Genomic DNA, 25,370 nt, shown 5'->3' with positions numbered 1-25,370 from the left:
CCTCCGCACACCCCAGATCCCCACGACGACGGCTGCCCGCGACGCCCACCGCGAGCCGGCGGCGAGGACGGCGGGCGTGCACCCGACCGACGTCCGGCTGCACACCCTCGACGGCCCGGTGCTGCATGCCCGGCACCCGGGACGTCCCCGCGCGGGTCACGGCCCACTTCGACCCGGACTCGGCCCCCCGCGACCTGGTGGACGGTCACGCCGGGCGAGGCGGACGGCGCCGACCCCGGCGGGCCGGCGCCGTGGGCGTCACTGGGCCTTGGCGAGGGTCCCCAGGTACAGCTCGATGACCTTCGGGTCGTTCATCAGCGAGCGGCCCGAGTCGGTGTAGGCGTTGCGGCCCTGGTCGAGCACGTAGCCCCGGTCGCAGATCTGCAGGCACCGGCGGGCGTTCTGCTCGACCATGATGATCGAGACGCCGGTGGCGTTGATCCGCCGGCAGCGGATGAACACCTCGTCCTGGTAGACCGGCGACAGGCCGGCCGAGGGCTCGTCGAGCAGCAGCACCGACGGGTCCATCATCAGCGCCCGGCCCATGGCCACCATCTGGCGCTCGCCACCGGACAGGGCACCGGCCTTGCCCTTGCGCCGCTCGCCGAGCAGCGGGAACAGGTCGATGACGTAGTCGAAGCGCTCCTTGAACGTCTTCGGCCGCAGGAACACGCCCATCTGCATGTTCTCCTCGATGGACAGCGAGGGGAACACGTTGTTGTTCTGCGGCACGTAGCCCACGCCCATCGAGACCAGCCGGTGCGCCGGCGCACCGGTGATCGACTCCCCGCGCAGCGTGACCTCGCCCGAGCGGACCGGGATCAGCCCGAACAGGGTCTTCAGCAGCGTCGACTTGCCGGCGCCGTTCGGGCCGATGATGCCGACCAGCTCGCCGTCCTGCAGGTAGAAGTCGCAGCCCCGCAGGATGTTGACCCCGGGCACGTAGCCGGCGACGAGGTCGTCGGCCCGCACCAGGGCGCCCTCCGCGAGCTTCAGGTGCTCCTCGCGGGTGGCCGCCTTCTCGGCGGGGGACAGCTCGGCAGCCGACGACGCGGTGTCGGCCCGGGTGACGTCCTCGCCGGTCTCGTCGACCTCGAACAGCGGCTCGCTCACCGTCGCACCTCCAGTGCGGTGCCCGTGCTCGTGCCCTCGGCGCTCACAGTCCGGTCCTCTCGCTGGGGGTCCCGGCGGGGGCCCGCTCGGCGATGATGGCGGCGCGGGACTCGGCGAGCACCCGGTCCTCCTCCTCGGAGGTCAGCGGCGCGTCGTGGTGGGCGCCGAGGTAGGCGTCGACGACGTCCTTGTTCTGCGAGATCGACTCGGGTGGGCCCTCGGCGATCACCCGGCCGGCGGCCATGACCACGACCCAGTCGCTGATGTCGCGGACGACGTCCATGTCGTGCTCGACGAAGATCACCGACATGCCCTCCTCGCGGAGGTCCTTGACGTGCCCGAGCAGGCTCTGGGTCAGCGCGGGGTTCACCCCGGCCATCGGCTCGTCGAGCATGACGACCTTCGGGTCGCTCATCAGCGCCCGCGCCATCTCCAGCAGCTTGCGCTGCCCGCCGGACAGGGTGCCGGCGAAGTCGTCCTTCTTGGCGTCCAGCTTGAAGCGGCGCAGCAGGTCCAGCGCCTTCTCCGTGTTCGCCTTCTCCTGGCCGCGCCAGGTGGTGGGCAGCAACGCCTTGAAGAAGCTCTCCCCGCTCTGGTCCTTGGCGCCGAGCAGCATGTTCTGCAGCACGGTCAGCCGGGACAGGGCCTTGGTGAGCTGGAACGTGCGCACCACGCCCAGCCGGGCGACCTGGTGCGGGGCGAGCTTGCCCAGCGGCCGGCCGTCGAAGCTCCAGGTGCCGGTGTTCGGCTGGTCGAAGCCGGTCAGCAGGTTGAACAGCGTCGTCTTGCCGGCACCGTTGGGCCCGATCAGGCCGGTGATGCCGCCACGCTGGATCTCCAGGTGGTCGACCGAGACCGCCGTCAGCCCACCGAAGGTGCGGGTGACGCCGTCGACGACCACGACCGGGTCGGGCTTGGGCACCCCGACCTGCCAGGGCAGGTCGGCCAGCGCGGTCTGGGCGAGCCGGGCGGGGGCGTCGCCGCGTGCCCAGGCGCGGGCCGGTGCGTCGGCGTCGGCGTCGGGGCCGGGCGCCGGCGCCCGGGTCGCCCCGGCTGCTGGGTCGCCGGCGGGGGAGGAGCCGTGGGGTGTCGGGTCAGCGGGCATCGAGCATCACCTCTCGTCGGTCACCGATGATGCCCTGCGGCCGGAAGACCATCAGCAGCATGATGCCCAGCCCGATGATCACGAAGCGGGCGTAGGAGACGTCGGTGGTGGAGAAGACCTCGTCGAGCCGGAACAGCCCGAAGAAGCTGACACCGCTGTCGACCAGGGCGGTCAGGCCGCTCTCGGAGAACGCGATGATGAACCAGAGCAGCATCGCGCCGATCACCGGCCCGAGCACCCGCGCGGCACCGCCCAGGATGAGCGCCCCGTAGGCCAGGAACGTGTTGGCGTTCTGGTACTGGTCGGGCTGGACGGCCCCGGTGCCCACCGCGTAGACCATCCCGCCCAGGGCCCCGAACACGCCGCCGAGCACCAGGGACTGCATCTTGTAGGCGTAGACGTTCTTGCCCAGCGCGCGGGCGGCGTCCTCGTCCTCGCGCACGGCGCGCAGCACCCGACCCCAGGGGCTGCGCATCAGGGCGAAGACCAGCAGCGAGCAGAGCAGCACCAGCGTCCAGCCGACCGTGATCACCCACAGCTCGGCGCCGCTCCACCGGGTGCCGAGGATGTCGTAGCGCTTCGCGACCGTCCACGGGCACAGCGCCAGGAAGCCGCCGTTGAAGGCCTGCAGTCCCAGCGTGCTGCCGGTCAGGTCGGTGGCGGACACCGACCGGAACAGCAGCCGGAGCGCCTCCGCCGCCGCGATCGTCACGATGCCCAGGTAGTCCGCGCGCAGCCGCAGCGTGGGCAGGCCGAGCAGCAGCGCCAGGACCACCGCCGCGCCCAGGCCGACCAGCACGCCCACCCCGAAGGGCAGGCCCCACTGGCTGACCGAGATGGCGATCCCGTAGCCGCCGAGCATCGCGAAGGCGATCTGGCCGAAGTTGAGCAGCCCGGTGTACCCGAAGTGCAGGTTCAGGCCGATGGCGAGCAGCGCGAAGAACACCGCCTGGTAGGCGAACATCGCGCGCACGCCGAGCTGCAGGGCGTCGAGGAACTCGGTCATGCCGGTCAGCCGATCCGTGCGCGACTGCCCAGGATGCCCTGGGGTCGGATGACGAGGATGACGATCAAGAGGAGCAGGCCTCCGACGTACTTGACGTCATCGGGGATGACGAGGGTGGACAGCTGGACGAAGACACCGACGATGAGGCTGCCGACCAGCGCGCCGTAGGCCGTGCCCAGCCCGCCGAGGGTGACGCCGGCGAACATCAGCAGCAGCAGCCGGAAGCCCATGTCCCACTGCACCTGGTCGGACAGGCCGAGCAGCACGCCGCCGAGCGCGGCCAGCGCACCGCCCATGCTCCAGACCACCAGGATCACCCGGTCCACGTTGATGCCCGAGGAGGCAGCGAGGTCGCGGTTGTCCGCGACGGCCCGCATGGCCTTGCCGATCCGGGTGCGCTGCAGCATCACCGCGACCCCGACCAGCACCAGGATCGAGATGACGATGGAGTACAGGTCGCGGTCGGTGAGGGTGAACAGGCCGTAGTCCCGGGCCCGCTGCGACTGGTAGTCGATGTAGGCCCGCGACCGGCCGCCGTAGAAGGTCTGGATGAGGTAGCGCCCGGCCAGCGAGAGACCGATCGAGACCACCAGGGCGGCGACCAGGCCGGTGCCGCGACGGCGCAGCGGGCGCCACAACCCGAGCTCGTTGAGCGCGCCGACCGCTGCGCCGGCCACCACGGCGACGAGGCCGGCCAGGATGAGCGGCACACCACCGCTCACGTTCACCGCCAGCGCCACGACGGCGCCGAGGGTGACCAGCTCGCCGTGGGCGAAGTTGGTCAGGCCCGTCGTGCCGAAGATCAGCGACAGGCCCACGGCGCACATGGCGATCAGCAGGCCGAACCGGACGCCGTCGACCAGCAGCTGGACGGCCAGGATGCGGCCGGTGCCGCCGCTCTCGCCGTCGGAGAGGGCGAAGTTGACCGGCGCCCGCCGCCCGGTGGTGACCGTGACGGTGCGGGTGTCACCGGCCGGGCCGACCTCGACGCCGTCGGGCAGCGACTCGGCGTCCAGGGTCACGACGTAGTCGCCGGGGCCGGGCAGGTCGACCGCGAACTGGCCGTTCTCGTCGGTCTCGACCTCGTCGACCTCGGCCCCGTCGGCGGTCTCCACGGTGATCGTGGCGCCCTCGATCGGCCCGGTGGCGCCGGTGGTCAGCGTGCCGCGCACCTGCTCACCGGCCGCCTGGGCCACGCCGGGCACCAGCGTGGCCAGCGCCATGGCGAGCGCAGCCAGCACGAGCGTCAGGAGCAGGGGGCGGCGGGCGGAGGACCATCGCGTCCGCCTCCGGAGTCGCGCCCCGGGACGAGCCGTGCGGTCCCCGGCGTCGCGGACGGGTCGGTCCACGTTCTCGGGCGCACGGTGTGGCGCGTGGGTCACTCGACCTCCCAGCCGTTGGATTGAGCCGGGACAGTAACCCACGCCTGTGACGGTCTCGGGTCGTCCTGGTACGAGCTGTGACCTCATCGCGACCCGGCGCGGTTCCTCCCCGTCCGAAGTGGGGGCCACGAGTTCGTTGCTGAGGGTTGCGGCGCGCCGCCATGTGTGCATGCCGCGGAGGGTGCAGGCTGCACGCACCGTCCGGGGAGGGCTCCAGTGTCCGCAGTTGTGTCTGGTGAGACAGGATCGACCGCGGGCCGCGGCTGGCCGGTGGCGACGAGCGCGCCCACGGAGTTCCGGGCCCCGGTGACCGCCGTGCCCGTGCCCAGCCCGCGCCCGCCCTCCGGGGTCGTCCGCAGCGGCCGGGCCGGTGCGGCCCACCGGTCGGCCGTGCAGACCCGGGTCGCCCGCGGGGACGACCTCGCCGCCGTGCTCGCCCTGGTGCGCCAGTACCGGGCCGAGTCGCACGTCGAGCACGTGCTCACCGGCCAGGGCCCCGGCGCCGCCGCGGCCGCCGGCTTCCGCCGGCTGCTCGCCGACCCGCAGCACCGGGTGGTCCTCGCCGTCCTGCCCGGCCCGAACGCACCCGGCGCCGACACCGCGGGGGAGGTCGCCGTCGGCCTCGCCGTGCTCGGGGTCGACCCGCTGTCGGTGGTGCTGGGCAGCCCGCAGGTCACCGTGGACTCCTTCGTCGTGCACCGCGACCACCGGCGGCGCGGCGTGGGTGCGGTGCTGCTCGCCGCGGCTGCCGCCTACGCCGAGCAGACCGGCGCCGAGCACGTCGTCGCCGCCGCCGGTGGGCACGAGGCCGAGCGTCAGCGCTTCCTCTCCCGGATGGGCTTCGCCCCGCTCACCACCCGGCGCATCGTCTCCCGCGAGCAGCTGTCCCGGTCGTTGTCGGCCTGGCAGCGCAGCTGGCTGCCCGGCACGGCGCTGCTCCGCGCCGCGCCGCGCCGCCGCCCCGGCACGTCGACCGGCTCGTTCCCCGTCGTCCGACCCCGGCCGGACGCCGGCTGAGCCTCAGCTCCTGGTCAGGCAGGTGAGCCGGGCGCTGGCCGTGACCCGGCCCTCGTCGTCGGTGAGCTCGATGGCGAAGGTGGACAGCGTCCGGCCGCGCCGCACGGGCGTGCACACGGCGGTCACCGTGCCCGAGGTCGCCGCCCGCAGGTAGCTCACGTTCAGCTCGACGCCGACCACCTGCCGCTCGGGCCCGGCGTGCAGCGCCGCGGCCCAGGAGCCCACCGTCTCCACCAGCGCGCAGGTGGCCCCGCCGTGCAGCAGGCCGGCGGGCTGCTCGTTGCCGGCGACCGGCATCGTGGCCACCAGCCGGTCGGGGTCGTGGTCGGTGATCCGGATGCCCAGCTTGTCGTCGAGCGGGCTCGTGGTCCCGTGGGGCACCCAGTCGGGGGCGGCGGTCGGCATCCCCCGACCGTAGCCACCCTCACCGCCACCGGTCGCACCTGCGCGGCTCCCGTGGTCCGGCCCGGTGCTCCGCCGCGGTCCGCCGGGTCGGTGTCCGGGTGCCTCGGTGCCCCTCGCGGTGTCGGTGGGCGCACCTAGGATCGTGGCGATGTCTGCTCCGGTCACCACCCCTGCGCCCAGCGGCCCCGAGTCGTCCGCGTCCGAGCCGTCGGCTCCCGAGTCGGCGCCGGTGGACGCCGTGGGCGGTCCGCCCGGCGCGCGGCCGCGGCTGCTGCTGCTGGACGGCCACTCGCTGGCCTACCGCGCGTTCTTCGCGCTGCCGGTGGAGAACTTCTCCACCACCACCGGTCAGCCGACCAACGCCGTGTACGGCTTCACCTCGATGCTGATCAACGTGCTGCGGGACGAGGCACCCACGCACCTGGCCGTGGCCTTCGACGTCAGCCGGACGACCTTCCGCAGCGAGATCTTCGCCGGCTACAAGGCCAACCGCAGCGAGACGCCGACCGACTTCCGGGGCCAGGTCAGCCTGATCCAGGAGGTTCTCGCGGCGCTGCACGTGCCGGTGATCACCGCCGAGGGCTTCGAGGCTGACGACGTCATCGCCACGCTCACCGTGCAGGCCACCGCGCAGGGCATGGACGTGCTCATCTGCACCGGCGACCGGGACGCCCTGCAGCTGGTCTCCCCGCACGTCACCGTGCTGTACCCGCGCAAGGGCGTCTCGGACCTGACCCGGTTCACCCCCGAGGAGGTCGAGGCCAAGTACGGCCTGTCGCCGGCCCAGTACCCCGACTTCGCGGCCCTGCGCGGCGACCCGAGCGACAACCTGCCCGGCATCCCCAGCGTCGGGGAGAAGACGGCGGCCAAGTGGATCCGGGAGTACGGGTCGCTGGACGTCCTCGTCGACCAGGTCGACACGGTCAAGGGCAAGGTGGGGGAGAAGCTGCGCGAGCACCTGTCCTCGGTGCTGCAGAACCGGCGGCTCACCGAGCTCGACCGCTCAGTGGCCCTGCCGCTGGGCCCGGCCGACCTCGGCGTGCAGGCGTGGGACCGCAACGAGGTGCACACGCTCTTCGACAACCTGCAGTTCCGGGTGTTGCGCGACCGGCTGTTCGCCACCCTCACCAGCGCCCAGCCGGAGGTCGAGGGCGGCTTCGACGTCACCGCCGACGACGTCCCGGCCGGTGCGCTCGACGACTGGCTGGCCACCCACGCACGCCCCGGCCGCACCGGCGTCGCCTTCCGGGGCACCTGGGGTCGCGGCGTCGGCGAGCTGACCGGCATCGCGCTGGCCGCGGCCGACGACCACGCCACCTTCGTGGACCTGGGCCCGGACCTGGACACCGCGGACGAGCAGGCGCTGGCCGCGTGGCTGGCCGACCCGTCCGCGGAGAAGGTCGTGCACGAGGTCAAGGGCCCACTGCTGGCGGTGTGGGCGCGCGGCTGGGAGCTGGAGGGCATGGTCAGCGACACCGCGCTGGCCGCGTACCTGGCGCTGCCCGGGCAGCGCTCCTTCGACCTGGGCGACCTCGCGGTGCGCTACCTCAAGCGCGAGCTCAAGGACGACGCCCCGGCCGAGGCGCAGCTCACCCTGGACGGCCTGGGCCCCAGCGAGGAGGACGTCGCCGCGGCCGCCGCGCACGCCGACGTGCTCAAGGCTGTGGCGGTCAACGACCTGTCCGACGCCCTGGAGCAGCTGCTCGGCCAGAAGGGCGGTGACCACCTGCTCACCGACCTGGAGCTGCCGCTGACCACGGTGCTCGCCCGGATGGAGCGCCGGGGCATCGCCGTCGACCTGGACCTGCTGCACGACCTGCAGTCGGAGTTCGCCGCCGGGGTGGCGTCGGCCGCCGCCGAGGCCTATGACGCCATCGGCGGGACCGAGATCAACCTCGGCTCGCCCAAGCAGCTGCAGACCGTGCTGTTCGACCAGCTGGGCCTGCCGAAGACCAAGAAGAACAAGACCGGCTACACCACCGACGCCGAGGCGCTCGCCTCCCTGCAGGCCAGCCACCCGCACCCGTTCCTGGAGGCGCTGCTGCGCCACCGGGACGTCACCCGGCTGCGGACGGTCATCGACGGGCTGATCCCGATGGTGGACGACGCCGGGCGCATCCACACCACGTTCCAGCAGACCATCGCGGCCACCGGCCGGCTGTCCTCGACCGACCCCAACCTGCAGAACATCCCGATCCGCACCGCCGAGGGCCGGCGCATCCGGCAGGCGTTCGTGGTCGGCGGGGGCCACGAGACGCTGATGACCGCCGACTACAGCCAGATCGAGATGCGGATCATGGCGCACCTGTCCGAGGACGCCGGCCTGATCGAGGCGTTCACCTCGGGGGAGGACCTGCACTCCTTCGTCGCCTCCCGGGCCTTCGGCATCCCCATCGAGCAGGTCGACCCGGAGATGCGCCGCCGGATCAAGGCGATGAGCTACGGCCTGGCCTACGGGCTGAGCGCCTACGGACTGGCCCAGCAGCTGCGGATCACCCCGGAGGAGGCACGTGCCCAGATGCACGCCTACTTCGAGCGCTTCGGCGGCATCCGCGACTACCTGGACGGCGTCGTGGAGGACGCGCGGCAGACCGGGTACACCGCGACCACCCTCGGCCGCCGCCGCTACCTGCCGGACCTGAACAGCGACAACACCCAGCGCCGGCAGATGGCCGAGCGGATGGCGCTCAACGCCCCGATCCAGGGCTCGGCCGCCGACGTGATCAAGGTGGCGATGCTGAACGTGGAGCGGGCCATCGCCGCCGAGGGCCTGCGCTCCCGGATGCTGCTCCAGGTGCACGACGAGCTCGTGCTCGAGGTCGCCGAGGGCGAGCACGACCGGCTGGAGGAGCTGGTGCGCCGGGAGATGGCCGGCGCCGCCCAGCTGTCGGTCGACCTCGAGGTGTCGGTGGGCTTCGGCACCAGCTGGGACGCCGCCGCACACTGACGAGGGACCCGGCTCCTCGCCCTGGTGACGAGATCGCCTCCTGCGGGGCCGGCGCGGGGACGTATCACCTGGTCAGGGGACGGTCACGTGCTGTCAACCGAGAAGCGGTACACGATCGGATGATTCCCGTGACGGTGGGTAACGTGATGTGATGTGACCCGGCCCTCGTCCACAGATCGCGTGGGCCGTCGTCACAGCTGAGGAGTCAACGGTGTCACCCTCGTTCCCCCGGCGCGCCCGCGCCACCGCCCGTCCCCGTCGTCGCGGCGGGATGGCCCTCGCGGCTGCTGCCCTGATGACGTTCGCCGCCGTCGCGTTCGCCGCGCCTGCCTCGGCTGCTCCGCCCGCCCCGGCGCCGGCGCCGGCATGCCCCACCGCAGGCGGCATCCCCTTCAGCTCCACGCTCAGCAACGGTTCGTTCCAGATCGGCCGGCTGGCGACTGTGTCAGGCGCCTCGGCCACCGCCTGTGGCGTGGTTACCGGCTCGGACTTCGCGGCGCTCACCTCGGTTGTGAAGAAGGAGAACGTCTTCTTCGCGCCGACCACCACCAAGGTCACGTTCCTCGGCCTGCCGACCACCGTCACCCCGCTGGGCGACCTGACCGGCCCAGCCAGCCTGGTCAACGGGGTCACCAACGTGACGCTGCGCGGCAAGGTGCAGGTGACCACGACCATCCTCGGCTCGAAGTGCTCCTTCCCGCTGGATCTCTCGCTGACCACCGGCACGAGCGGCAAGCTGACCGGCACCCCGCTGGTCGGCGGCGGCACGGACGGGCTGCTGAGGGGCAAGGTCGTGGCCAACGACTTCTCCGTCCCGAAGTTCCAGCCGTCCTGGGCCTGCAACGTGCTGCTCACCTCGAGCAGCAACCTGCTGCTGGGCCTCCCGCTGGCCCCCGGCGCGTCGTCGATCTCGTTCGACATCGCGCTGAAGCTGGACGTCTGACCCCTGGCTCCCGGCCCTGACCGGGCCCCCGGCGCCGGCGCGCCGGGGGCCCCGGCACGGGCCCGGGGGTCGGCCGCCGTGGACCGGCAGGACGACCCTCAGCCCGAGGTCGAGGTCCCCGGGCGGGAGCAGACCAGGATCAGGGTGCCGGGCACCAGGGCCCCGCGGGCGGGTGACCACTGGCCCCACACCTCGGTGCGGCCCGGCGTCCACTCCGGCTCGACCAGGTCGGTCAGCACGAGCCCGGCCCCGACGACCGCGCGCACCCAGTCCCCGACGGTGCGGTGGTGCTCCACGTAGACCACCTCGTCGTCCTCGCCGGTCTCCACGTAGGGCGTGCGGTCGAAGTAGGAGCCCACCACCCGCAGGTCCGCAGGGTCGGGGGAGTCCGGCAGCGCCCAGCGCAGCGGGTGGTTGACCGAGGCGACGAACCGCCCGCCGGGCCGCAGCACCCGCGCCACCTCGGCCAGCGTGGCCTCGACGTCGGCGACGAACGGCAACCCGCCGAACGCCGAGCAGACGACGTCCACGCTGTCGCCGGCCAGCGGCAGCGCACCCACGTCGGCCTGCAGCAGCGGCACCGGGACGCCGGTGGCCCGGTTGGCCGCCGCCGCGGCGGCGAGCATCCCCGCGGACAGGTCCAGTGCCACCACCTCGGCGCCCTGGCGGCGCAGCCAGCGGGAGCACGGCGCCGAGCCGCAGCCGATCTCCACCACCCGGCGCCCGGCGACCGGCCCGAGCAGCCCCGCCTCCGCCTCGCGCAGGCCCTCCGGGCACCACAGGAAGTCGACCGCACCGAGGTCGTCGCCGTGCTCGGCCAGGTACGCGGGCGCCGCGGCGTCCCACCAGCGCCGGTTGGCCCGCACCGACTCCTGCGACCCGGTGTCCCGGCGCTCCACCCCGCCGGCGGCGGGGTAGCCGTCGGAGGCCAGCGGCAGCGGGTCTGCCGCCGGGGGCCGGTCCGACGGTCGCGCCGCGGGCGGCGGGGTCGAAGACGGTCTCACGGGTGACGGCAGTGACGGGGGCAGCGGCGGCGGGTGCGGGGTCATGGGCACCGTCGATGGTGGCACGCCCGGGCGGGGAGCCGAGGTGGACCGCACCCTGCAGGGTCTCTACGATGGTGGGGCGCCAGAGGTCTGTGGTGCCCCCCCCGGCAACGGGCGTGGGTGTCGCGTCCGCTCCGCCGAACACCACCCCGCGGCCGTACCGGCCGCGGGTCGTCCTGTCCCTACGCATCCCCCGTCCGGAGCACTCGACCACATGACCTCCACCCAGGTCCGTCCGAACAGCACCCCCCAGATCGCGGTCAACGACATCGGCACCGCCGAGGACTTCCTCGCCGCCATCGACCAGACGATCAAGTACTTCAACGACGGCGACATCGTCGAAGGCGTCATCGTCAAGGTCGACCGGGACGAGGTGCTGCTGGACATCGGCTACAAGACCGAGGGCGTCATCCCCTCGCGCGAGCTGTCCATCAAGCACGACGTCGACCCCAACGAGGTCGTCAAGGTCGGCGACGAGGTGGAAGCCCTCGTCCTCCAGAAGGAGGACAAGGAAGGGCGCCTGATCCTCTCCAAGAAGCGCGCCCAGTACGAGCGCGCCTGGGGCACGATCGAGGCCAAGAAGGAAGCCGACGAGGTCGTCACCGGCACCGTCATCGAGGTCGTCAAGGGCGGCCTGATCCTCGACATCGGCCTGCGCGGGTTCCTCCCCGCCTCGCTGGTCGAGATGCGTCGCGTCCGCGACCTGCAGCCCTACGTGGGCCGCGAGCTCGAGGCGAAGATCATCGAGCTGGACAAGAACCGCAACAACGTCGTGCTGTCCCGCCGTCAGTGGCTGGAGCAGACCCAGTCCGAGGTGCGCAGCGAGTTCCTCAACAAGCTCGCCAAGGGCCAGGTCCGCACCGGTCAGGTCTCCTCGATCGTCAACTTCGGTGCCTTCGTGGACCTGGGTGGCGTCGACGGCCTGGTGCACGTCTCCGAGCTGTCCTGGAAGCACATCGACCACCCGTCCGAGGTCGTCGAGGTCGGTCAGGAGGTCACCGTCGAGGTCCTCGACGTCGACCTGGACCGCGAGCGCGTCTCCCTGTCGCTGAAGGCGACCCAGGAGGACCCGTGGCGTCAGTTCGCCCGCACGCACCAGATCGGGCAGGTCGTGCCCGGCAAGGTCACCAAGCTGGTGCCCTTCGGTGCGTTCGTTCGCGTCGACGAGGGCATCGAGGGCCTGGTGCACATCTCCGAGCTGGCCGAGCGCCACGTCGAGATCCCGGAGCAGGTCGTCCAGGTCGGCGACGAGATCCTGGTCAAGGTCATCGACATCGACCTCGACCGTCGCCGCATCTCGCTGAGCCTCAAGCAGGCCAACGAGGGCACCGTCGGTGAGGACGACCAGTTCGACCCGGCCGCCTACGGCATGGCCGCGTCCTACGACGCCGAGGGCAACTACCTCTACCCGGAGGGCTTCGACACCGGCGAGTGGCGCGAGGGCTTCGACGCCCAGCGCGAGGAGTGGGAGCGTCAGTACGCCGAGGCTCAGGCCCGGTTCGAGGCGCACCAGAAGCAGATCGCCGAGGCCAAGGCAGCAGACGCCGAGGCCAGCGCCGGCGGCAGCTACTCCAGCGCCGACGTGGCCACCGACGACGCCCCCAGCGTCGGCGGCGGCAGCAGCACCAGCGGTGGCGGCACCCTCGCCTCCGACGAGGCGCTGGCTGCCCTGCGGGCCAAGCTCGCCGGCGGCGAGTGAGCCTGATCAGCTGATCACCAGCCGATGACCGTGCGCCGTCCACCAGCTCTGGTGGGCGGCGCACTGTCGTCGGTGGGGCTGATGGGGGTGCTGGGGCTGGCGGGCTGCACCGCCGGCGGCGGCACCACCGCCGCCGCCCCCAGCACCACGACACCGTCGAGCAGCGCCGCGGCCCCCACGAGTGCCGCACCGCCGTACGCGCTGCCCGACTCGTGCAACGCCCGGCTCACCGTCGCCCAGATCGAGGACGGCTTCGGGTCGTCGCTGGCCGGCGGCACCAGCTACGTGGTGGGGGAGCCCGAGCCCGGGATCGGTCGCACCGGCCGGGTCACCTGCGCCTTCGGCACCACCCCGGCCACGGACACCGCACCGGCCGGGCCGCCGCTGCTGGAACTGTCGGTGTTCACGTACACCGATGCCGCAGCCGCAGCCGACCGGGTACGGGCCACCGTCGAGGCGCAGGCCGTCCAGGGCGTCCGCTCGGACGCGGTGCCGCTCGCCGGGTGTGCCGGTGCACCCGGTGAGCCGACGGGCCGGGCCACGGTGCTCTCCTCGGCGTCCGACGTCACCGCGCTGTGCACGGTGCAGTCACGCACCTACGCGCTGACGTTCTCCGCGGCTGTCTTCGGGCCGGACGGCACGTCGCCGGTCGCCGTGCGGCTGCTCGGCACGGTCGTGGCCAACGACGCGCCCCAGCCGGCCGCCACCCCCGGGGGTGCGGGTCCGACGGGCACGGTCACCACGACCGGCTGAGTCGGCGGCAGGGCCCCACCGCCGCCTCCCGCCCGTGCGTGGGTTAGGGAGCAGCATGCCGCGTCCGCTCGGCTGTGAGCGTCTCGCGCACGTCCGCGGGGGCCGGTCGGGGGACGACAGCCTGCGTGCCCGGACCCGGGTCGTGCCGCCCTCCTGGGCGTGGGCCTCGGATGCCGGCAGGTCGATCAGAGGCTGAGGATGATCGCGAACGCCGTGCGGGGGCGGCCGCCCACGCTGGTGAGGAAGTCCCAGGTGTGCCGGCCGGCGGGGGTGGTCGGGCCGAGCACGCGCTGCAGCAGGGAGGTGCGGGCCGGCCGGTCGGCCAGCCGCTCGCGGACGCCCGGCAGGTCGGAGCAGCGGACGCCGGCGGGACGGTCGAGGCGGTGCCGGCCGGGACCCCGCCGTCCGGTGGTGGGGGCGGCGGCCGCGACGGCGGACGTGACGAGCGACATGGGGGGCCTACCTCTCTCGGCGGGTGTTCGCCGGGACGGACGTTAAGTCCTGGGACGGGTGGGACTGGTGCGACGCGCCGCGCGGTCGCGCCCCGTGACCGGAGCGTGTCCGGCGCACGGCCGGGCCCGCCGCTAGGGTCCCGGTGTGCTGCGGATCGGACTGACCGGCGGGATCGGATCGGGCAAGAGCACCGTCGCGGCGATGCTCGTCGCGCGCGGGGCGGTGCTCGTGGACGCCGACCGGATCGCCCGTGCGGTGCTGGAGCCCGGCACGTCCGGGCTCGCGGCCGTGGTCGAGGAGTTCGGGGAGGCGGTGCTGGCGGCCGACGGGTCGCTGGACCGGGCAGCCCTCGCCTCGGTCGTGTTCGCCGACCCGGCGGCGCGGGCCCGGCTGGACGCCCTCGTGCACCCGCTGGTGCGGGAGCGGGCCGCCGAGGCGATCGCTGCGGCCCCGGCGGACGCCGTGGTGGTCCAGGACGTGCCCCTGCTCGTGGAGACCGGGCAGAGCGCCGCCCACGACCTCGTCCTCGTCGTGCAGGCGGACCTGGCCACACGGCTGGCGCGGTTGGCCGACCGGGGGACGACCGAGGCCGACGCCCGGGCGCGGATCGCGGCCCAGGCCAGTGACGAGGAGCGGGCGGCCGTCGCCGACGTCGTGCTGGACAACAGCGGCACCCGTGCGGACCTGGAGGCGGCCGTCGAGGCGTTCTGGCGAGAGCGGGTCGCCATGCGCGGCTGACCGGCCCCGGACGTGCGAGAGGCCCAGGTCGTCGACCTGGGCCTCTCGCTGGTGGGCGATACTGGGTTCGAACCAGTGACCTCTTCGGTGTCAGCGAAGCGCTCTACCACTGAGCCAATCGCCCGTGCCCGGCCTCGCGGCCGGCCCGTCTCCATCCGGATCACCACGAGGGTGACGCCGAGGTGGAGACGGGATTTGAACCCGTGTAGACGGCTTTGCAGGCCGTTGCCTCGCCTCTCGGCCACTCCACCGCACGAAGGCACCGGCCTCTCGGCCGGTGCACCTCGTTCCGAGCGGACGACGGGATTCGAACCCGCGACCCTCACCTTGGCAAGGTGATGCTCTACCACTGAGCCACGTCCGCAGTGCGCCTAGAACTCTAACCGACCGCTCCGGGCCCCTCCACACCGGGGGGTGTCCGACGGTGAACGCGCAGGTGGCGGGCCATTTCCCGGCTCAGCGGCCGGTGGGGTCGGTCCCGTCGTCCTGCAGCAGCGCAATCAGCTCGTCGTCGATCAGCAGCAGCCCGGTCTCGGTGCCGCGGGGCACCAGCTCCTCGGTGCGGGCGAGGAAGGCCTCCACGACCCCGCGGGACAGCTCGAACAGCGCCTCGCCGGAGGGCGCCCGCAGCTGGAGGAACAGCGCGTCCGATCCGCCGCGGCCCGGCCAGAGCCGGACGTCGCCCTCCCCGGCCGGCCGGGTGGTGCCCGACCGCAACAGGTCCCGGCTCAGCAGCCACTCGACGCCCGGGTCGCCCTCGCCGCGCTCGGCGTCGGTGCCGAACAGCACCCGGACGGCGAAGGGCTCGGCGAGCTCGTAGCGCAGCGCCGCCGGCACGGCCGTCCAGCTGTGCGGGCCGACGAGGTGGAGGGTGGCCCGGGTGGAGCACCCGGTTGCGCGTCTGCTCGGCATGCCCGGGTCAACGAACGGTGGCCCCGGAGGTGACGAGCCGTCGCCCGTCCGGGTGACCCGCCGGGACCACCCGCGGTGGGGAGGTGAACCGCAGGCGGTTCCGGATGCGAACCAGACGTGTGACCATGGGACTCGTGAGCCGCCCGGCGCGGCGTCCGGAGGATGCCTCCGCAGACGCCGACCTGGTCCGACGTGTCACTTCGGGCGACCGAACTGCCATCGACGACCTCTATGAGCGTTTCCGCCGCCCGGCCTTCGCGCTGGCCAGGCGGATCCTCGCCGACGACACGCTCGCCGAGGACGTGCTGCAGGACGTCTTCCTGTCCGTCTGGAAGGACCCCGGGGCCTTCGACGGCTCACGGGGCAGCTTCTCGTCTTGGCTGATGGCGATGGTCCACCACAAGGCCGTCGACGCCGTCCGCCGCGAGGAGTCCCACCGGCGGCGTCAGGGCCGGGCCGAGGACGACATGGTCCTCACCGCGCCGACGATGCAGGACGACGTCGTGGACGAGGTGTGGACGCGGGTCGTGTCCGAGCGCGTGCGGGTCGCCCTGGCCACCTTGCCGGCGCCGCAGCGCGAGGCGCTGACGCTCGCCTACTACGGCGGGTACACCCAGCGTGAGGTCGCGGCGCTGACCAACACCCCGCTCGGGACGGTCAAGACACGGATGCTCGCCGGCATGCGCCGGCTGAAGGAGAACCTCGGCGGTGCCGTTGCCGGCAGCGCCTTCGGCGGCGCCCACGGGGGCGCGGACGGGGCAGCACGATGAGCGGCGACCTGGGCGCGCGGCGACCCGGCGACCACGACGACCACGAGACGCTGGACGAGCTCGCCGTCGGCTGGGCCCTGCACGCGCTGGAGCCCGAGGACGAGGCCGACTTCCTGGCCCACCTCGCCGGTTGCGCCCGCTGCGAGCGCACCGTCGCCGAGACCCACGAGGTGATGGCCGCCATGGCCACCGACCTGCCGCCGGTCGAGCCGTCGGAGTCGCTGCGGCACCGGCTGCGGGCCGCCGTCGAGCAGACCGAGCAGGTCGTGCGGCCGTCCGACGCCCAGCCCCCGGCCCCGCTGCCGCTCGGCGTGCCCGTGCCGGACGCCGAGCCCGCCGCCGCGCCCCTGCCCGGCCGGCTGGTCGAGCGCTCCACCGGCTCCCGCGCCCGGCACGGCCGCTCGCTCGGTGGCCGGCCGGCCTGGCGCCGGGTCGTGCCCAACGCCCTGGCCGCCGCCGCGGTGGCCGCGGCGCTGGTGGTGGGCACCTGGAACGTGGTGGTCATCGGCGAGCGGGACGACGCGCGCCAGACCGTCGCCGAGCAGGCGGACATGATGGAGTCGCTGCTGAGGCCCGGCCAGGCCCGGATCGCCCCGCTGGCCGGCACGGACGGCCACACGGTGGCCACCGTCGTGGCCCGGGAGGGGCAGCTGCAGGTGGTCGCGAACGGCATGCGGCCCAACGACAGCGACCACACCTACGTGCTCTGGGGCATGTCGGACGACGCGGCGCCGGCGGCGCTGGGCACGTTCAGCGTGCACACGGCTGACCTGGACCTGCGCACCGTATCGTCCCAGGCGACCGGGTTGGACGACTTCACCGGTTACGGGATCAGCATCGAGCCCGGCAACCAGGCCCCGGCCACCCCCGGGGACATCGTCGCGATGGGGTAGGTGACCGGGTGAGCACACCGGACACGGTCGAGACCGCGCCGGATCCCGAGCCGTCCGCGGGTCGGGCAGCGGGCGCCGGGTCGGCCCGCCGGCAGGCCGCCGACGAGCGTCGTGCCCGGCTGGACTCCGACGACGTCGTCAGCCTGCGCGAGCGGGTCGCGCACACCCCGGCGCGGCGGTGGATCGCCCGGCGCCCCCCGGTCAACCAGGCCTACCGGCTGCTCGTGGCGCTGGCCGGCACCGTCGTCGTCGGCCTGGGGCTGCTGCTCATCCCGCTGCCGGGCCCGGGCTGGTTCATCGTGTTCGGCGGGTTGTTCGTCTGGGCCACCGAGTTCACCTGGGCCGAGCGCCTGCTCGCCTTCGCCCGGGCGAAGGTGGGTGCCTGGTCGGAGTGGCTGGGCCGGCAGCCCCGGTGGGTGCAGGGCCTGGTCGGGCTGGCCACCCTGGCGTTCGTCTACGGCGTCGTGGTCGTCACGCTGCACGTCGCCGGCGTCCCCGGGTGGGTCCCGGGGTGGGTGCCACTCTGGCGGTGAGCGTCTGGCACAATCGTGCTCACCCGCACGGCGGGCGATTGGCTCAGTGGTAGAGCGCTTCGTTCACACCGAAGAGGTCACTGGTTCGAACCCAGTATCGCCCACAGCACACCAGGCCCCGGCCGGCTCCGTCAGGAGCCGCCGGGGCCTTCTCGTGCGGTCAGAGGTGCTCGAGCGGGCGGGCGCGCAGGGCGCCCACGGTGCTCACCACCGCGGTCAGGAGCAGGTACCCGCAGGCCAGCCACGGGCTGCCGCCGCCCGCGGCCAGCAGCGAGCCGAGGACGAGCGGGGTGAACCCGGAGGCGTAGATGCCGCCGCCCTGGAAGGCCAGCGACATGCCGGTGTAGCGGGTCCGGGCCGGGAACACCTCGGCGAACAGCGTCGACTCGGCGCCGCTCATGATGCCGTAGGCGACCCCCAGCATGAGGGCGGTGACCAGCCCCACGACCACGATGTCACCGGTCTGCAGGCCGAGGAAGCCGGGGAACACCCCCAGGCCGAACAGCACGCTGCCGGCGGCGAAGACCCGCCCGCGCCCGATCCGGTCGCCCCAGGCCCCGGCCAGCGGGACGACCGCGGCCTCGAGCAGCGCCGCCAGGGTGATCACCACCAGCACCTGCGTGCGGTCCATGCCCAGGGTGTCCACCGTGTAGGACACCGCGAACACCGCCCAGGTGTTGAACGACGCGCCCTCGGCCCAGCGGGCCATCAGCGTCCAGCCCAGGTTGCGCCGCGACGGCGGGTCGCGCAGCACGTCCAGCGCGGGCACCCGGGACACCTCGGCGGCCTGCTGCACCCGGCGGAACGCCGGGGTCTCCATCACCTTCAGCCGCACCACCAGGCCGACCAGCACGAGCAGCAGGCTGGCCACGAAGGCGATCCGCCAGCCCCAGCTGGTGAACGCGGCGTCGTCCATGACCACGCCGAGCAGGGCGAACACGCCGGTGCCCAGGGCCAGGCCCAGGCCCAGGCCGATCTGCGGCACCGATCCGTAGAGCCCCCGCCGGCCGGGCGGGGCGTACTCCACCGCCAGCAGGACGGCGCCGCCCCACTCACCGCCGACCGCGATGCCCTGCACGATGCGCAGCACCACCAGCAGCACCGGCGCGAGGACGCCGATCGAGTCGTGGCCGGGCAGCAGGCCGATGAGCGCGGTGCTGATGCCGGTCATGGCCATCGTCACGATCAGCGTGGTGCGGCGGCCGAACCGGTCGCCGACGTGCCCGAACACCAGCCCGCCGATCGGCCGGGCGAGGAAGCCCACGGCGAAGGTGGCGAAGGACAGCAGGCCGGCCACGGTCGGGTCGTTGTCGCCGTAGAACACCTGGGGGAACACGATCGCGGCGGCGGTGGCGAACAGGAAGAAGTCGTACCACTCGATCGTCGTGCCGATGAGCGAGGCGGTGAGGACCGTGCGGCGCTCGGACGCCAGGCTCTCCTCCGGGCCGGTGTCCCCGCCGGGCGCCGCCGCGCGTGCCGGTGCGGTACCGGCCTGCGTGGTGCTCACCGCGCGCTGCCGGCGAAGGGCACCGCGGCGGCCACCGGGGTCGCTGCCGCGGAGCCGGCCGGCGGTGCCCACAGGCCGCGGCGGCCGAGCTCGGGCAGCACGCCCTCCCCGACCCAGTACGCCTCCTCCAGGTGCGGGTGGCCGGAGAGCACGAACTCGTCGATCCCCAGGGCGTGGTACTCGGCGATCCGGTCGGCCACCTCCTGGTGGCTGCCGACCAGCGCCGTGCCGGCGCCACCGCGCACCAGGCCGACGCCGGCCCACAGGTTGGGGGAGACCTCGAGGTCGCCGGCCGAGGCCGAGCCGCCGGAGTGCAGGGCGCGCATGCGGCGCTGGCCCTCGGACTCGCTGCGGGCCAGGCTGGCCTGCACGTCCTCGATCATCCCGGCCGGGATGCCGGCCAGCAGCTGCTCGGCCTGGGCCCACGCGGCGTCCGAGCTGTCCCGGGTGATGACGTGCAGCCGGATGCCGAAACGCACGGTGCGGCCCTCGGCCGCGGCCAGCCGCCGGATCCAGGCGACCTTCTCCGCCACCGCCGCCGGGGGCTCGCCCCAGGTCAGGTAGACGTCGCTGTGCCGGGCGGCGACCTCCCCGGCCAGCGGCGAGGAGCCGCCGAAGTACAGCGGCGGCACCGGGTCGGGGGCGCGCTCCAGGCGGGCCTCCTCGACCTGCACGTGCTCGCCGGCCAGGCTCACGGTCTTCCCGCGCCAGAGCCCGCGCACCACCTCCAGGAACTCACCGCACCGCCGGTACCGGTCGTCCTTGCCCAGGTGGTCGCCGTAGGCCCGCTGCTCCCGGGCCTCCCCGCCGGTGACCACGTTGAGCAGCAGCCTGCCGCCGGAGTGCCGCTGGAAGGTGGCCGCCATCTGCGCGGCGAGGGTGGGCGAGACGAGGCCCGGCCGGAAGGCGACGAGGAACTTCAGCCGCTCGCTGTGCGCGGCCAGCATCGCCGTGGTCAGCCAGGCGTCCTCGCACCAGGCGCCGGTGGGGGTGAGCGCGCCCTCGAAGCCGACGGTCTCCGCGGCCCGGGCGATCTGGCTCAAGTACCCCAGCGAGGCGGGGCGCGCGGCCGTCGCGGCGGTGGCCGCCATGCCGTGCCCGCCCCCGACCAGCCCGCGCGAGTCGCCGTAGGTCGGCAGGAACCAGTGCGCGACCAGCGGGGGCCGGCGGCCGCCGTCGGCGTCCGCGGCCCCGGGCTCGCCGGGGCCGGCCGGGGTGGGGGAGAGGACGGGGGCAGCGGTCATGGGGTCGCTCCAGGTCAGGTCGAGGGGAGCCCGGGGGGCGGCCGGGCCCAGGGGCCGGGCCGCGCGGTGGGCGAGCGGGGGGAGGCGCGCGGACGTGCCCGCGCAGAGGCGCGCGAGGTCAGCGCAGCAGGGTGCTCGACGTCGCCGGACACGCCGCGTGGGCGACCCGGACGAGGTCGATGTGCAGCCGACGGGTCAGCGGAGGGCCGACCGGACCGGGCTGCGTCACCGCTCCACCTTGTAAGTCGATCGGGGTGGTGTCAAATGCGCTCTCCGTTGCCGCCCCCGCTGCCGCGGGGGACGATCGGGTCGATGGCCCGGTCGACGTCCCCGCCGCCTGTGCCACGGCCGGCCGGCCCCCGCCAGCCCGGCCGCGCCGTCCGGCTGGAGCAGGCCGTGGCCCGGGACGGCGCCACCTGCGTCTGGTGCGGGCGCGCCTTCGGGCCCGCCGTCCCGCCCACCACCGAGCACGTCGTGCCCCGGGTCAAGGGCGGCCCGTCCTGGGCGGAGAACGAGGTCGCGGCCTGCCCCCGCTGCAACGGCGAGCGCGGTCACCGCGGTCCCGTCGACTGGCTCGAGGAGTGCGAACGCCGCGGCTGGTGCCCGGACGAGACCCGGGTGGCGGCCGCCCTGGACGCCCTCGCCGAGGCGATCGGCCGGCGGGGTGGGCAGCGCCGGGCGCGGCCCTACCTGGAGGCCCAGCGCACCCGGCTCGGACGCCGCCCGGCCCGGCAGGGCGGCGGGCCGCGTAGCGTCCGCGCCGTGGAGCGGGACAGCGGCACCGGCGGTGCGGGCCGGGTCGTCGGCACGGTCGGGTCGGTGTGGGTGCACCCGGTGAAGAGCCTGGCCGGCCGCTCGGTGCCCGAGGTCGACGTGGGCCCGGCAGGGTTGGCCGGCGACCGGCTGTACGCCGTCGTCGACGCGGCGACGGGGGAGCGGCTGCGGGCGAAGGCGGCCCCGCAGCTGGCCGGGTTGACGGCCGTCGGGGACCCCGCGGCGGACGGCGACACCATCGGCCGGGCGCTCGGCCGCGCCGTGCGCCTGGAACGCGCGGCGGCCCCGCAGGTCGACGTCGCCGCGGTGCACCTGGTCAGCCGGCAGGCGCGGGGACGCGCCGACGCCGGGGAGGTCCCGGACGGCTGCTCCGCCGAGGACCCGCGGGCCAACCTGGTGCTCGAGCTGCCCGACGACGACGAGCGCGGCTGGGTCGGTCGCGAGGTACGGGTGGGCGACTGCGTGCTCATCGTCACCCGCACGCCGAAGCACTGCCTCGGCGTCTACGCGGAGGTGCGCACCCCCGGACGGGTCCGGGTGGGCGACGCCGTGCTGCTCGTCGGCTGAAACCGTCGGGGACGGGCAGGGGTGGGCACTACCCTCTGCGGGGGTGGTGGTCCCTGGACCGCCGCCCCGGGCGAGCCGGCCCCGTGCCGCGCCCGGACCTGACCGTACGACCCACAGGAGCTCTCGTGTCCACCGCGCCCTCGCCGTCCACCGCCGCCGCCCTCCGGGTGCCGGCCGGGACGACGGCCATGCAGGCGCTCAAGGACGCCGGGGTGCCGCTCAAGGGCCCCGACGGCGCCGTCGTCGTCCGTGAGCTGGTGTCCGGTGACCTCCGCGACCTGGCCTGGACCCCGGACGTCGACGCCGAGGTCGCCCCGGTGCCGGCCGCCAGCCCGGACGGGCGCGCGGTGATCCGGCACTCCACCGCGCACGTGCTGGCCCAGGCGGTGCAGGACCTGTTCCCCGGGACCCGGCTGGGCATCGGGCCGCCGGTCACCGACGGCTTCTACTACGACGTCGACCCCGAGCGGCCCTTCACCCCGGAGGACCTGCAGGCGATCGAGAAGCGCATGCAGGCCATCGTCAAGGAGGGCCAGTTCTTCGCCCGCCGGGAGATCGGCGACGACGACGCCCGCGCCGAGCTCGCCCACGAGCCGTACAAGCTGGAGCTGATCGGGCTCAAGGGCGGTGCCGGCGACGCCGCCGAGGGGGCCGACGTCGAGGTGGGCGGCGCGCAGCTGACCATGTACGACAACCTGGACCCCCGGACCAAGGAGCGGGTCTGGACCGACCTGTGCCGCGGCCCGCACCTGCCGCGCACCTCCGCCATCCCGGCCTTCGCGCTGACCCGGGCGGCGGCGGCGTACTGGCGGGGCAGCGAGAAGAACCCGCAGTTGCAGCGGGTGTACGGCACCGCCTGGGAGTCCAAGGACGCGCTCAAGGCGTACCAGGAGCAGCAGGCCGAGGCCGAGCGCCGCGACCACCGCAAGCTGGGCACCGAGCTGGACCTGTTCAGCTTCCCCGACCAGGTCGGCTCCGGGCTGGCCGTGTTCCACCCCAAGGGCGGGATCATCCGGCGGGAGATGGAGAAGTACAGCCAGCACCGCCACGAGGAGGCCGGCTACTCCTTCGTCAACACCCCGCACATCACCAAGGGCCAGCTGTTCGAGACCTCCGGCCACCTGGACTGGTACGCCGAGGGCATGTACCCGGCGATGCAGCTGGACGAGGAGCGGGACGCCGACGGTCACGTGCGGCGGCAGGGGCAGGACTACTACCTCAAGCCGATGAACTGCCCGATGCACAACCTGGTCTTCGACTCCCGTGGCCGCTCCTACCGGGAGCTGCCGCTGCGGCTGTTCGAGTTCGGCACCGTGTACCGCTACGAGAAGTCCGGCGTGGTGCACGGTCTGACCCGGGCCCGCGGCTTCACCCAGGACGACGCGCACATCTACTGCACCCCCGAGCAGATGGCCGGGGAGCTGCGGGGTCTGCTGGACTTCGTGCTCGGGCTGCTGGCCGACTACGGGCTGACCGACTTCCACCTGGAGCTGTCCACCCGGAACCCGGAGAAGTCGGTCGGCACCGACGAGAGCTGGGAGGTGGCCACCGAGGCCCTGCGCCAGGCGGCGGTCGACTCCGGTCTGGAGCTGGTGCCCGACCCCGGCGGCGCCGCCTTCTACGGCCCGAAGGTGTCCGTGCAGGTGCGGGACGCGATCGGCCGCACCTGGCAGATGTCGACCATCCAGGTCGACTTCAACCTGCCCGAGCGCTTCGGCCTGGAGTACACCGCGGCCGACGGCTCCCGGCAGCGCCCGGTGATGCTGCACCGGGCCCTGTTCGGCTCGATCGAGCGGTTCTTCGGGGTGCTCACCGAGCACTACGCCGGTGCGTTCCCGGCGTGGCTGGCGCCGGTGCAGGTGGTCGGCATCCCGATCACCGACGAGCAGGTGCCGTACCTGACCGACGTCGCGCTGCGGCTGCGGGCCCACGGCATCCGGGTGGACGTCGACGACTCCGACGACCGGATGCAGAAGAAGATCCGCACCGCCAGCAAGCAGAAGGTGCCGTTCGTGCTCATCGCCGGGGCCACCGACGCCGAGGCCGGCGCGGTGTCCTTCCGTTACCGCGACGGCAGCCAGCGCAACGGGGTGCCGGTGGCGGACGCCGTCCAGCAGGTCGTGGACTGGGTCGCCGCCCGGCACAACAGCGACCCCACCGCCCCGCCCGCTGCCGACCAGACCGCTGCCGACCAGACCGCTGCCGACCCGACCGTCGGTGCCGGCGGGCTGCCCGTGGGGTCGGAGGGCCCGCCGTGACCCGGCCCGACGAGCCGCACCCCGCCGGCGGCCCGCGCGCGGCACCCGGGGAGAGCTACGAGGTGCCCGTCTCGGCCGACGAGGGCGGGCCGACCAGCGGGTTCCAGCACCTGTGGACGCCCTACCGGATGGCCTACATCCGCGGTGCCGGCAAGCCGACGGACTCCAGCGACTGCCCGTTCTGCCTGATCCCGGCGATGAGCGACGAGGACGGGCTGGTCGTCGCCCGGGGCGAGACGGTGTTCGCGGTGCTCAACCTGTACCCGTACAACGCCGGGCACCTGATGGTGGTGCCGTACCGGCACGTGCCGGACTACACCGACCTGACCGACGCCGAGGTGGCCGAGCTCGGCGCATTCACCCAGACGGCGATGCGTGTCGTGCGCGCGGTCAGCGGCGCGCACGGTTTCAACATCGGCATGAACCAGGGTTCGGTGGCCGGTGCCGGCATCGCCGACCACCTGCACCAGCACGCCGTGCCGCGCTGGGGCGGGGACACCAACTTCATGCCGGTGCTCGGCCTGACCCGGGTGCTGCCGCAGGTGCTCGCCGAGACCCGCGCGGTGCTCGCCGAACGCTGGCAGACCGGCACCGACCCGACGCAGTCCGGCCAGGTGGGCTGAGTGCTCGGCTTCGCGCGCCCGGCTGTGGGCAAGGTCATCGCCCCGCTGGTCGCCGTGCTGGCCCGCGCCGGCGTCACACCGGACGCGATCACGATCACCGGCACCGTGGGTGCGGTCGCGTCGGCGGCCTTCCTGATCGGCACCGGGCACCTGTTCTGGGGCGCCTTCGCGGTCACCGTGTTCGTGTTGCTGGACATGCTCGACGGCGCGCTGGCCCGGGCCCGCGGCGGCGGCTCGGTGTTCGGCGCCGTGCTCGACTCCACCGGTGACCGCGCCGCGGACGCCGCGATCTTCGCTGCGCTGGCGTGGTGGTACTCCGGCGCCGGGGACAACCGGGTGCTGGTGCTGCTGGCCCTGCTCTGCCTGGTGCTCGGCATCCTCACCAGCTACGTCAAGGCCCGGGCCGAGGGTGTGGGCATCCGGTGCGACGTCGGCATCGTGGAGCGCACCGAGCGGCTGATCCTGGTGCTCGTCGGCACCGGCTTCACCGGGCTGGGCATCCCGTACGCGGTGGACGTGGCGCTGTGGGTGCTGCTGGCCGGCAGCCTGGTCACCGTGGGCCAGCGTTTCGTGGCGGTGTACCAGGGCGCGAAGGGCATGTCGCTGCCCACTGCTCCCGCGGCCCCGCCTGCGCCCGCCGCGTCGTCCTCGGCCACCCCGCCGTCGGCGCCTCCCGCGTGAG

At 73.9% G+C, this 25,370-nt stretch carries 24 protein-coding genes and 4 tRNA genes; 14 read left to right on the top strand and 14 right to left on the bottom strand.

What is annotated here, in order from left to right; genetic code table 11:
* Positions 1-258: 258 nt before the first annotated feature.
* From G1H19_RS04985 to G1H19_RS04970, 4 genes are read right to left on the bottom strand one after another with little or no spacing between them, the layout of a single operon-like run.
* Positions 259-1,113, bottom strand: a complete 855-nt coding sequence (locus G1H19_RS04985; RefSeq protein ID WP_202925824.1) for an ABC transporter ATP-binding protein — start codon at positions 1,111-1,113, stop codon at positions 259-261.
* 43 nt (positions 1,114-1,156) lie between these two features.
* Positions 1,157-2,218, bottom strand: a complete 1,062-nt coding sequence (locus G1H19_RS04980) for an ABC transporter ATP-binding protein (protein ID WP_152730645.1) — start codon at positions 2,216-2,218, stop codon at positions 1,157-1,159.
* The gene (locus G1H19_RS04975; RefSeq protein WP_152730644.1) at positions 2,208-3,224 is read right to left on the bottom strand and encodes a branched-chain amino acid ABC transporter permease; all 1,017 of its coding nucleotides are present in this window, start codon (positions 3,222-3,224) and stop codon (positions 2,208-2,210) included. Before G1H19_RS04975 ends, G1H19_RS04980 begins: the two co-directional genes overlap by 11 nt.
* Before the next feature lie 5 nt (positions 3,225-3,229).
* The gene (locus G1H19_RS04970; RefSeq protein WP_235927977.1) at positions 3,230-4,465 is read right to left on the bottom strand and encodes a branched-chain amino acid ABC transporter permease; all 1,236 of its coding nucleotides are present in this window, start codon (positions 4,463-4,465) and stop codon (positions 3,230-3,232) included.
* Positions 4,466-4,912: 447 nt separating this feature from the next.
* Here G1H19_RS04970 and G1H19_RS24405 point away from each other — a divergent pair, with 447 nt between their 5' ends.
* Positions 4,913-5,623 carry a GNAT family N-acetyltransferase gene (locus G1H19_RS24405; protein WP_152730643.1) on the top strand — a complete coding sequence of 237 codons (711 nt, stop codon included), beginning with the start codon at positions 4,913-4,915 and terminating at the stop codon, positions 5,621-5,623.
* A 3-nt stretch (positions 5,624-5,626) separates the two neighbouring features.
* Here G1H19_RS24405 and G1H19_RS04960 read toward each other — a convergent pair whose 3' ends face one another.
* Positions 5,627-6,028, bottom strand: coding sequence for a PaaI family thioesterase (locus tag G1H19_RS04960; RefSeq protein ID WP_152730642.1), 402 nt, complete (start codon positions 6,026-6,028; stop codon positions 5,627-5,629).
* A gap of 148 nt (positions 6,029-6,176) precedes the next feature.
* Here G1H19_RS04960 and polA point away from each other — a divergent pair, with 148 nt between their 5' ends.
* Both polA and G1H19_RS04950 read left to right on the top strand, forming a co-directional pair.
* Positions 6,177-8,975 (top strand): DNA polymerase I, encoded by a 2,799-nt coding sequence (polA, locus tag G1H19_RS04955; RefSeq protein WP_152730641.1) that lies wholly within the window; start codon positions 6,177-6,179, stop codon positions 8,973-8,975.
* 211 nt (positions 8,976-9,186) lie between these two features.
* Positions 9,187-9,918, top strand: coding sequence for a hypothetical protein (locus tag G1H19_RS04950; RefSeq protein WP_152730640.1), 732 nt, complete (start codon positions 9,187-9,189; stop codon positions 9,916-9,918).
* Positions 9,919-10,016: 98 nt separating this feature from the next.
* Here G1H19_RS04950 and G1H19_RS04945 read toward each other — a convergent pair whose 3' ends face one another.
* Entirely contained in the window at positions 10,017-10,922 is a 906-nt protein-coding gene (locus tag G1H19_RS04945) for a class I SAM-dependent methyltransferase (RefSeq protein WP_235927976.1), read from the bottom strand.
* A gap of 256 nt (positions 10,923-11,178) precedes the next feature.
* Here G1H19_RS04945 and rpsA point away from each other — a divergent pair, with 256 nt between their 5' ends.
* Positions 11,179-12,663, top strand: coding sequence for a 30S ribosomal protein S1 (gene rpsA, locus G1H19_RS04940; RefSeq protein ID WP_163638790.1), 1,485 nt, complete (start codon positions 11,179-11,181; stop codon positions 12,661-12,663).
* Positions 12,664-12,687: 24 nt separating this feature from the next.
* Complete coding sequence (locus tag G1H19_RS04935; protein ID WP_152730637.1) at positions 12,688-13,416, top strand: hypothetical protein; 729 nt, start codon at positions 12,688-12,690, stop codon at positions 13,414-13,416.
* 185 nt (positions 13,417-13,601) lie between these two features.
* Here G1H19_RS04935 and G1H19_RS04930 read toward each other — a convergent pair whose 3' ends face one another.
* Entirely contained in the window at positions 13,602-13,868 is a 267-nt protein-coding gene (locus G1H19_RS04930) for a hypothetical protein (RefSeq protein WP_152730636.1), read from the bottom strand.
* A gap of 145 nt (positions 13,869-14,013) precedes the next feature.
* On the opposite strand from G1H19_RS04930, the gene coaE reads away from it, so the two are divergent.
* Positions 14,014-14,607: a dephospho-CoA kinase gene (gene coaE / locus G1H19_RS04925; RefSeq protein ID WP_162392524.1), complete on the top strand. Its 594-nt coding sequence runs from the start codon at positions 14,014-14,016 to the stop codon at positions 14,605-14,607.
* Positions 14,608-14,656: 49 nt separating this feature from the next.
* On the opposite strand, the gene G1H19_RS04920 is transcribed toward coaE, so the two are convergent.
* From G1H19_RS04920 to G1H19_RS04905, 4 genes are all read right to left on the bottom strand, one after another.
* Positions 14,657-14,731, bottom strand: a tRNA-Val gene (locus G1H19_RS04920).
* Positions 14,732-14,787: 56 nt separating this feature from the next.
* A tRNA-Cys gene (locus G1H19_RS04915) sits at positions 14,788-14,858 on the bottom strand.
* 41 nt (positions 14,859-14,899) lie between these two features.
* Positions 14,900-14,971 (bottom strand) — tRNA-Gly (locus tag G1H19_RS04910).
* A gap of 92 nt (positions 14,972-15,063) precedes the next feature.
* Positions 15,064-15,519: an SsgA family sporulation/cell division regulator gene (locus tag G1H19_RS04905; RefSeq protein WP_152730635.1), complete on the bottom strand. Its 456-nt coding sequence runs from the start codon at positions 15,517-15,519 to the stop codon at positions 15,064-15,066.
* A 125-nt stretch (positions 15,520-15,644) separates the two neighbouring features.
* On the opposite strand from G1H19_RS04905, the gene G1H19_RS04900 reads away from it, so the two are divergent.
* The 4 genes from G1H19_RS04900 to G1H19_RS04885 all read left to right on the top strand — a co-directional run bounded on the left by G1H19_RS04900 (position 15,645) and on the right by G1H19_RS04885 (position 17,819).
* Entirely contained in the window at positions 15,645-16,289 is a 645-nt protein-coding gene (locus G1H19_RS04900; RefSeq protein WP_152730634.1) for a sigma-70 family RNA polymerase sigma factor, read from the top strand.
* Positions 16,286-17,182, top strand: a complete 897-nt coding sequence (locus tag G1H19_RS04895) for an anti-sigma factor (protein WP_152730633.1) — start codon at positions 16,286-16,288, stop codon at positions 17,180-17,182. Before G1H19_RS04900 ends, G1H19_RS04895 begins: the two co-directional genes overlap by 4 nt.
* A gap of 8 nt (positions 17,183-17,190) precedes the next feature.
* Positions 17,191-17,715: a PGPGW domain-containing protein gene (locus G1H19_RS24400; protein WP_235927975.1), complete on the top strand. Its 525-nt coding sequence runs from the start codon at positions 17,191-17,193 to the stop codon at positions 17,713-17,715.
* 32 nt (positions 17,716-17,747) lie between these two features.
* Positions 17,748-17,819 (top strand) — tRNA-Val (locus G1H19_RS04885).
* Between the two features lie 56 nt (positions 17,820-17,875).
* Here the strand turns inward: G1H19_RS04885 and G1H19_RS04880 are convergent.
* The 3 genes from G1H19_RS04880 to G1H19_RS24395 form a co-directional block, all read right to left on the bottom strand.
* Positions 17,876-19,222, bottom strand: a complete 1,347-nt coding sequence (locus tag G1H19_RS04880) for an MFS transporter (protein WP_162392522.1) — start codon at positions 19,220-19,222, stop codon at positions 17,876-17,878.
* Positions 19,219-20,466 (bottom strand): LLM class flavin-dependent oxidoreductase, encoded by a 1,248-nt coding sequence (locus G1H19_RS04875; RefSeq protein WP_152730632.1) that lies wholly within the window; start codon positions 20,464-20,466, stop codon positions 19,219-19,221. The genes G1H19_RS04880 and G1H19_RS04875 overlap by 4 nt, the downstream gene beginning before the upstream one ends.
* Positions 20,467-20,584: 118 nt before the next feature.
* Entirely contained in the window at positions 20,585-20,695 is a 111-nt protein-coding gene (locus G1H19_RS24395) for a putative leader peptide (RefSeq protein WP_322099349.1), read from the bottom strand.
* Between the two features lie 83 nt (positions 20,696-20,778).
* Between G1H19_RS24395 and G1H19_RS22960 the strand changes: the two genes are divergently transcribed.
* The 4 genes from G1H19_RS22960 (at position 20,779) to pgsA (ending at position 25,369) form a co-directional block, all read left to right on the top strand.
* Positions 20,779-21,807 (top strand): MOSC N-terminal beta barrel domain-containing protein, encoded by a 1,029-nt coding sequence (locus tag G1H19_RS22960; protein ID WP_235909917.1) that lies wholly within the window; start codon positions 20,779-20,781, stop codon positions 21,805-21,807.
* 125 nt (positions 21,808-21,932) lie between these two features.
* Positions 21,933-24,065, top strand: a complete 2,133-nt coding sequence (thrS, locus tag G1H19_RS04860; protein ID WP_162392521.1) for a threonine--tRNA ligase — start codon at positions 21,933-21,935, stop codon at positions 24,063-24,065.
* Entirely contained in the window at positions 24,062-24,688 is a 627-nt protein-coding gene (locus G1H19_RS04855) for an HIT family protein (protein ID WP_322099348.1), read from the top strand. Before thrS ends, G1H19_RS04855 begins: the two co-directional genes overlap by 4 nt.
* Positions 24,689-25,369, top strand: a complete 681-nt coding sequence (gene pgsA / locus G1H19_RS04850) for a phosphatidylinositol phosphate synthase (RefSeq protein ID WP_162392520.1) — start codon at positions 24,689-24,691, stop codon at positions 25,367-25,369.
* The last annotated feature ends 1 nt before the right edge of the window (position 25,370 follow it).

The organism is Goekera deserti, from assembly GCF_010685995.1.
Taxonomy (GTDB): Bacteria; Actinomycetota; Actinomycetes; order Mycobacteriales; family Geodermatophilaceae; genus Goekera; species Goekera deserti.
Note: the sequence above shows the minus strand (reverse complement) of the source record. Positions and strands in the feature narration are given on the sequence as shown.

Excerpts from the sequence above, each read along its gene's own strand:
- G1H19_RS04980 (WP_152730645.1), bottom strand. The coding sequence starts at position 2,218 with ATGCCCGCTGACCCGACACCCCACGGCTCCTCCCCCGCCGGCGACCCA.
- G1H19_RS04975 (WP_152730644.1), bottom strand. The coding sequence starts at position 3,224 with ATGACCGAGTTCCTCGACGCCCTGCAGCTCGGCGTGCGCGCGATGTTC.
- G1H19_RS04960 (WP_152730642.1), bottom strand. The coding sequence starts at position 6,028 with ATGCCGACCGCCGCCCCCGACTGGGTGCCCCACGGGACCACGAGCCCG.
- polA (WP_152730641.1), top strand. The coding sequence starts at position 6,177 with ATGTCTGCTCCGGTCACCACCCCTGCGCCCAGCGGCCCCGAGTCGTCC.
- rpsA (WP_163638790.1), top strand. The coding sequence starts at position 11,179 with ATGACCTCCACCCAGGTCCGTCCGAACAGCACCCCCCAGATCGCGGTC.
- G1H19_RS04935 (WP_152730637.1), top strand. The coding sequence starts at position 12,688 with ATGACCGTGCGCCGTCCACCAGCTCTGGTGGGCGGCGCACTGTCGTCG.
- G1H19_RS04930 (WP_152730636.1), bottom strand. The coding sequence starts at position 13,868 with ATGTCGCTCGTCACGTCCGCCGTCGCGGCCGCCGCCCCCACCACCGGA.
- G1H19_RS04905 (WP_152730635.1), bottom strand. The coding sequence starts at position 15,519 with ATGCCGAGCAGACGCGCAACCGGGTGCTCCACCCGGGCCACCCTCCAC.
- G1H19_RS04900 (WP_152730634.1), top strand. The coding sequence starts at position 15,645 with ATGGGACTCGTGAGCCGCCCGGCGCGGCGTCCGGAGGATGCCTCCGCA.
- G1H19_RS04895 (WP_152730633.1), top strand. The coding sequence starts at position 16,286 with ATGAGCGGCGACCTGGGCGCGCGGCGACCCGGCGACCACGACGACCAC.
- G1H19_RS04875 (WP_152730632.1), bottom strand. The coding sequence starts at position 20,466 with ATGACCGCTGCCCCCGTCCTCTCCCCCACCCCGGCCGGCCCCGGCGAG.
- G1H19_RS22960 (WP_235909917.1), top strand. The coding sequence starts at position 20,779 with ATGGCCCGGTCGACGTCCCCGCCGCCTGTGCCACGGCCGGCCGGCCCC.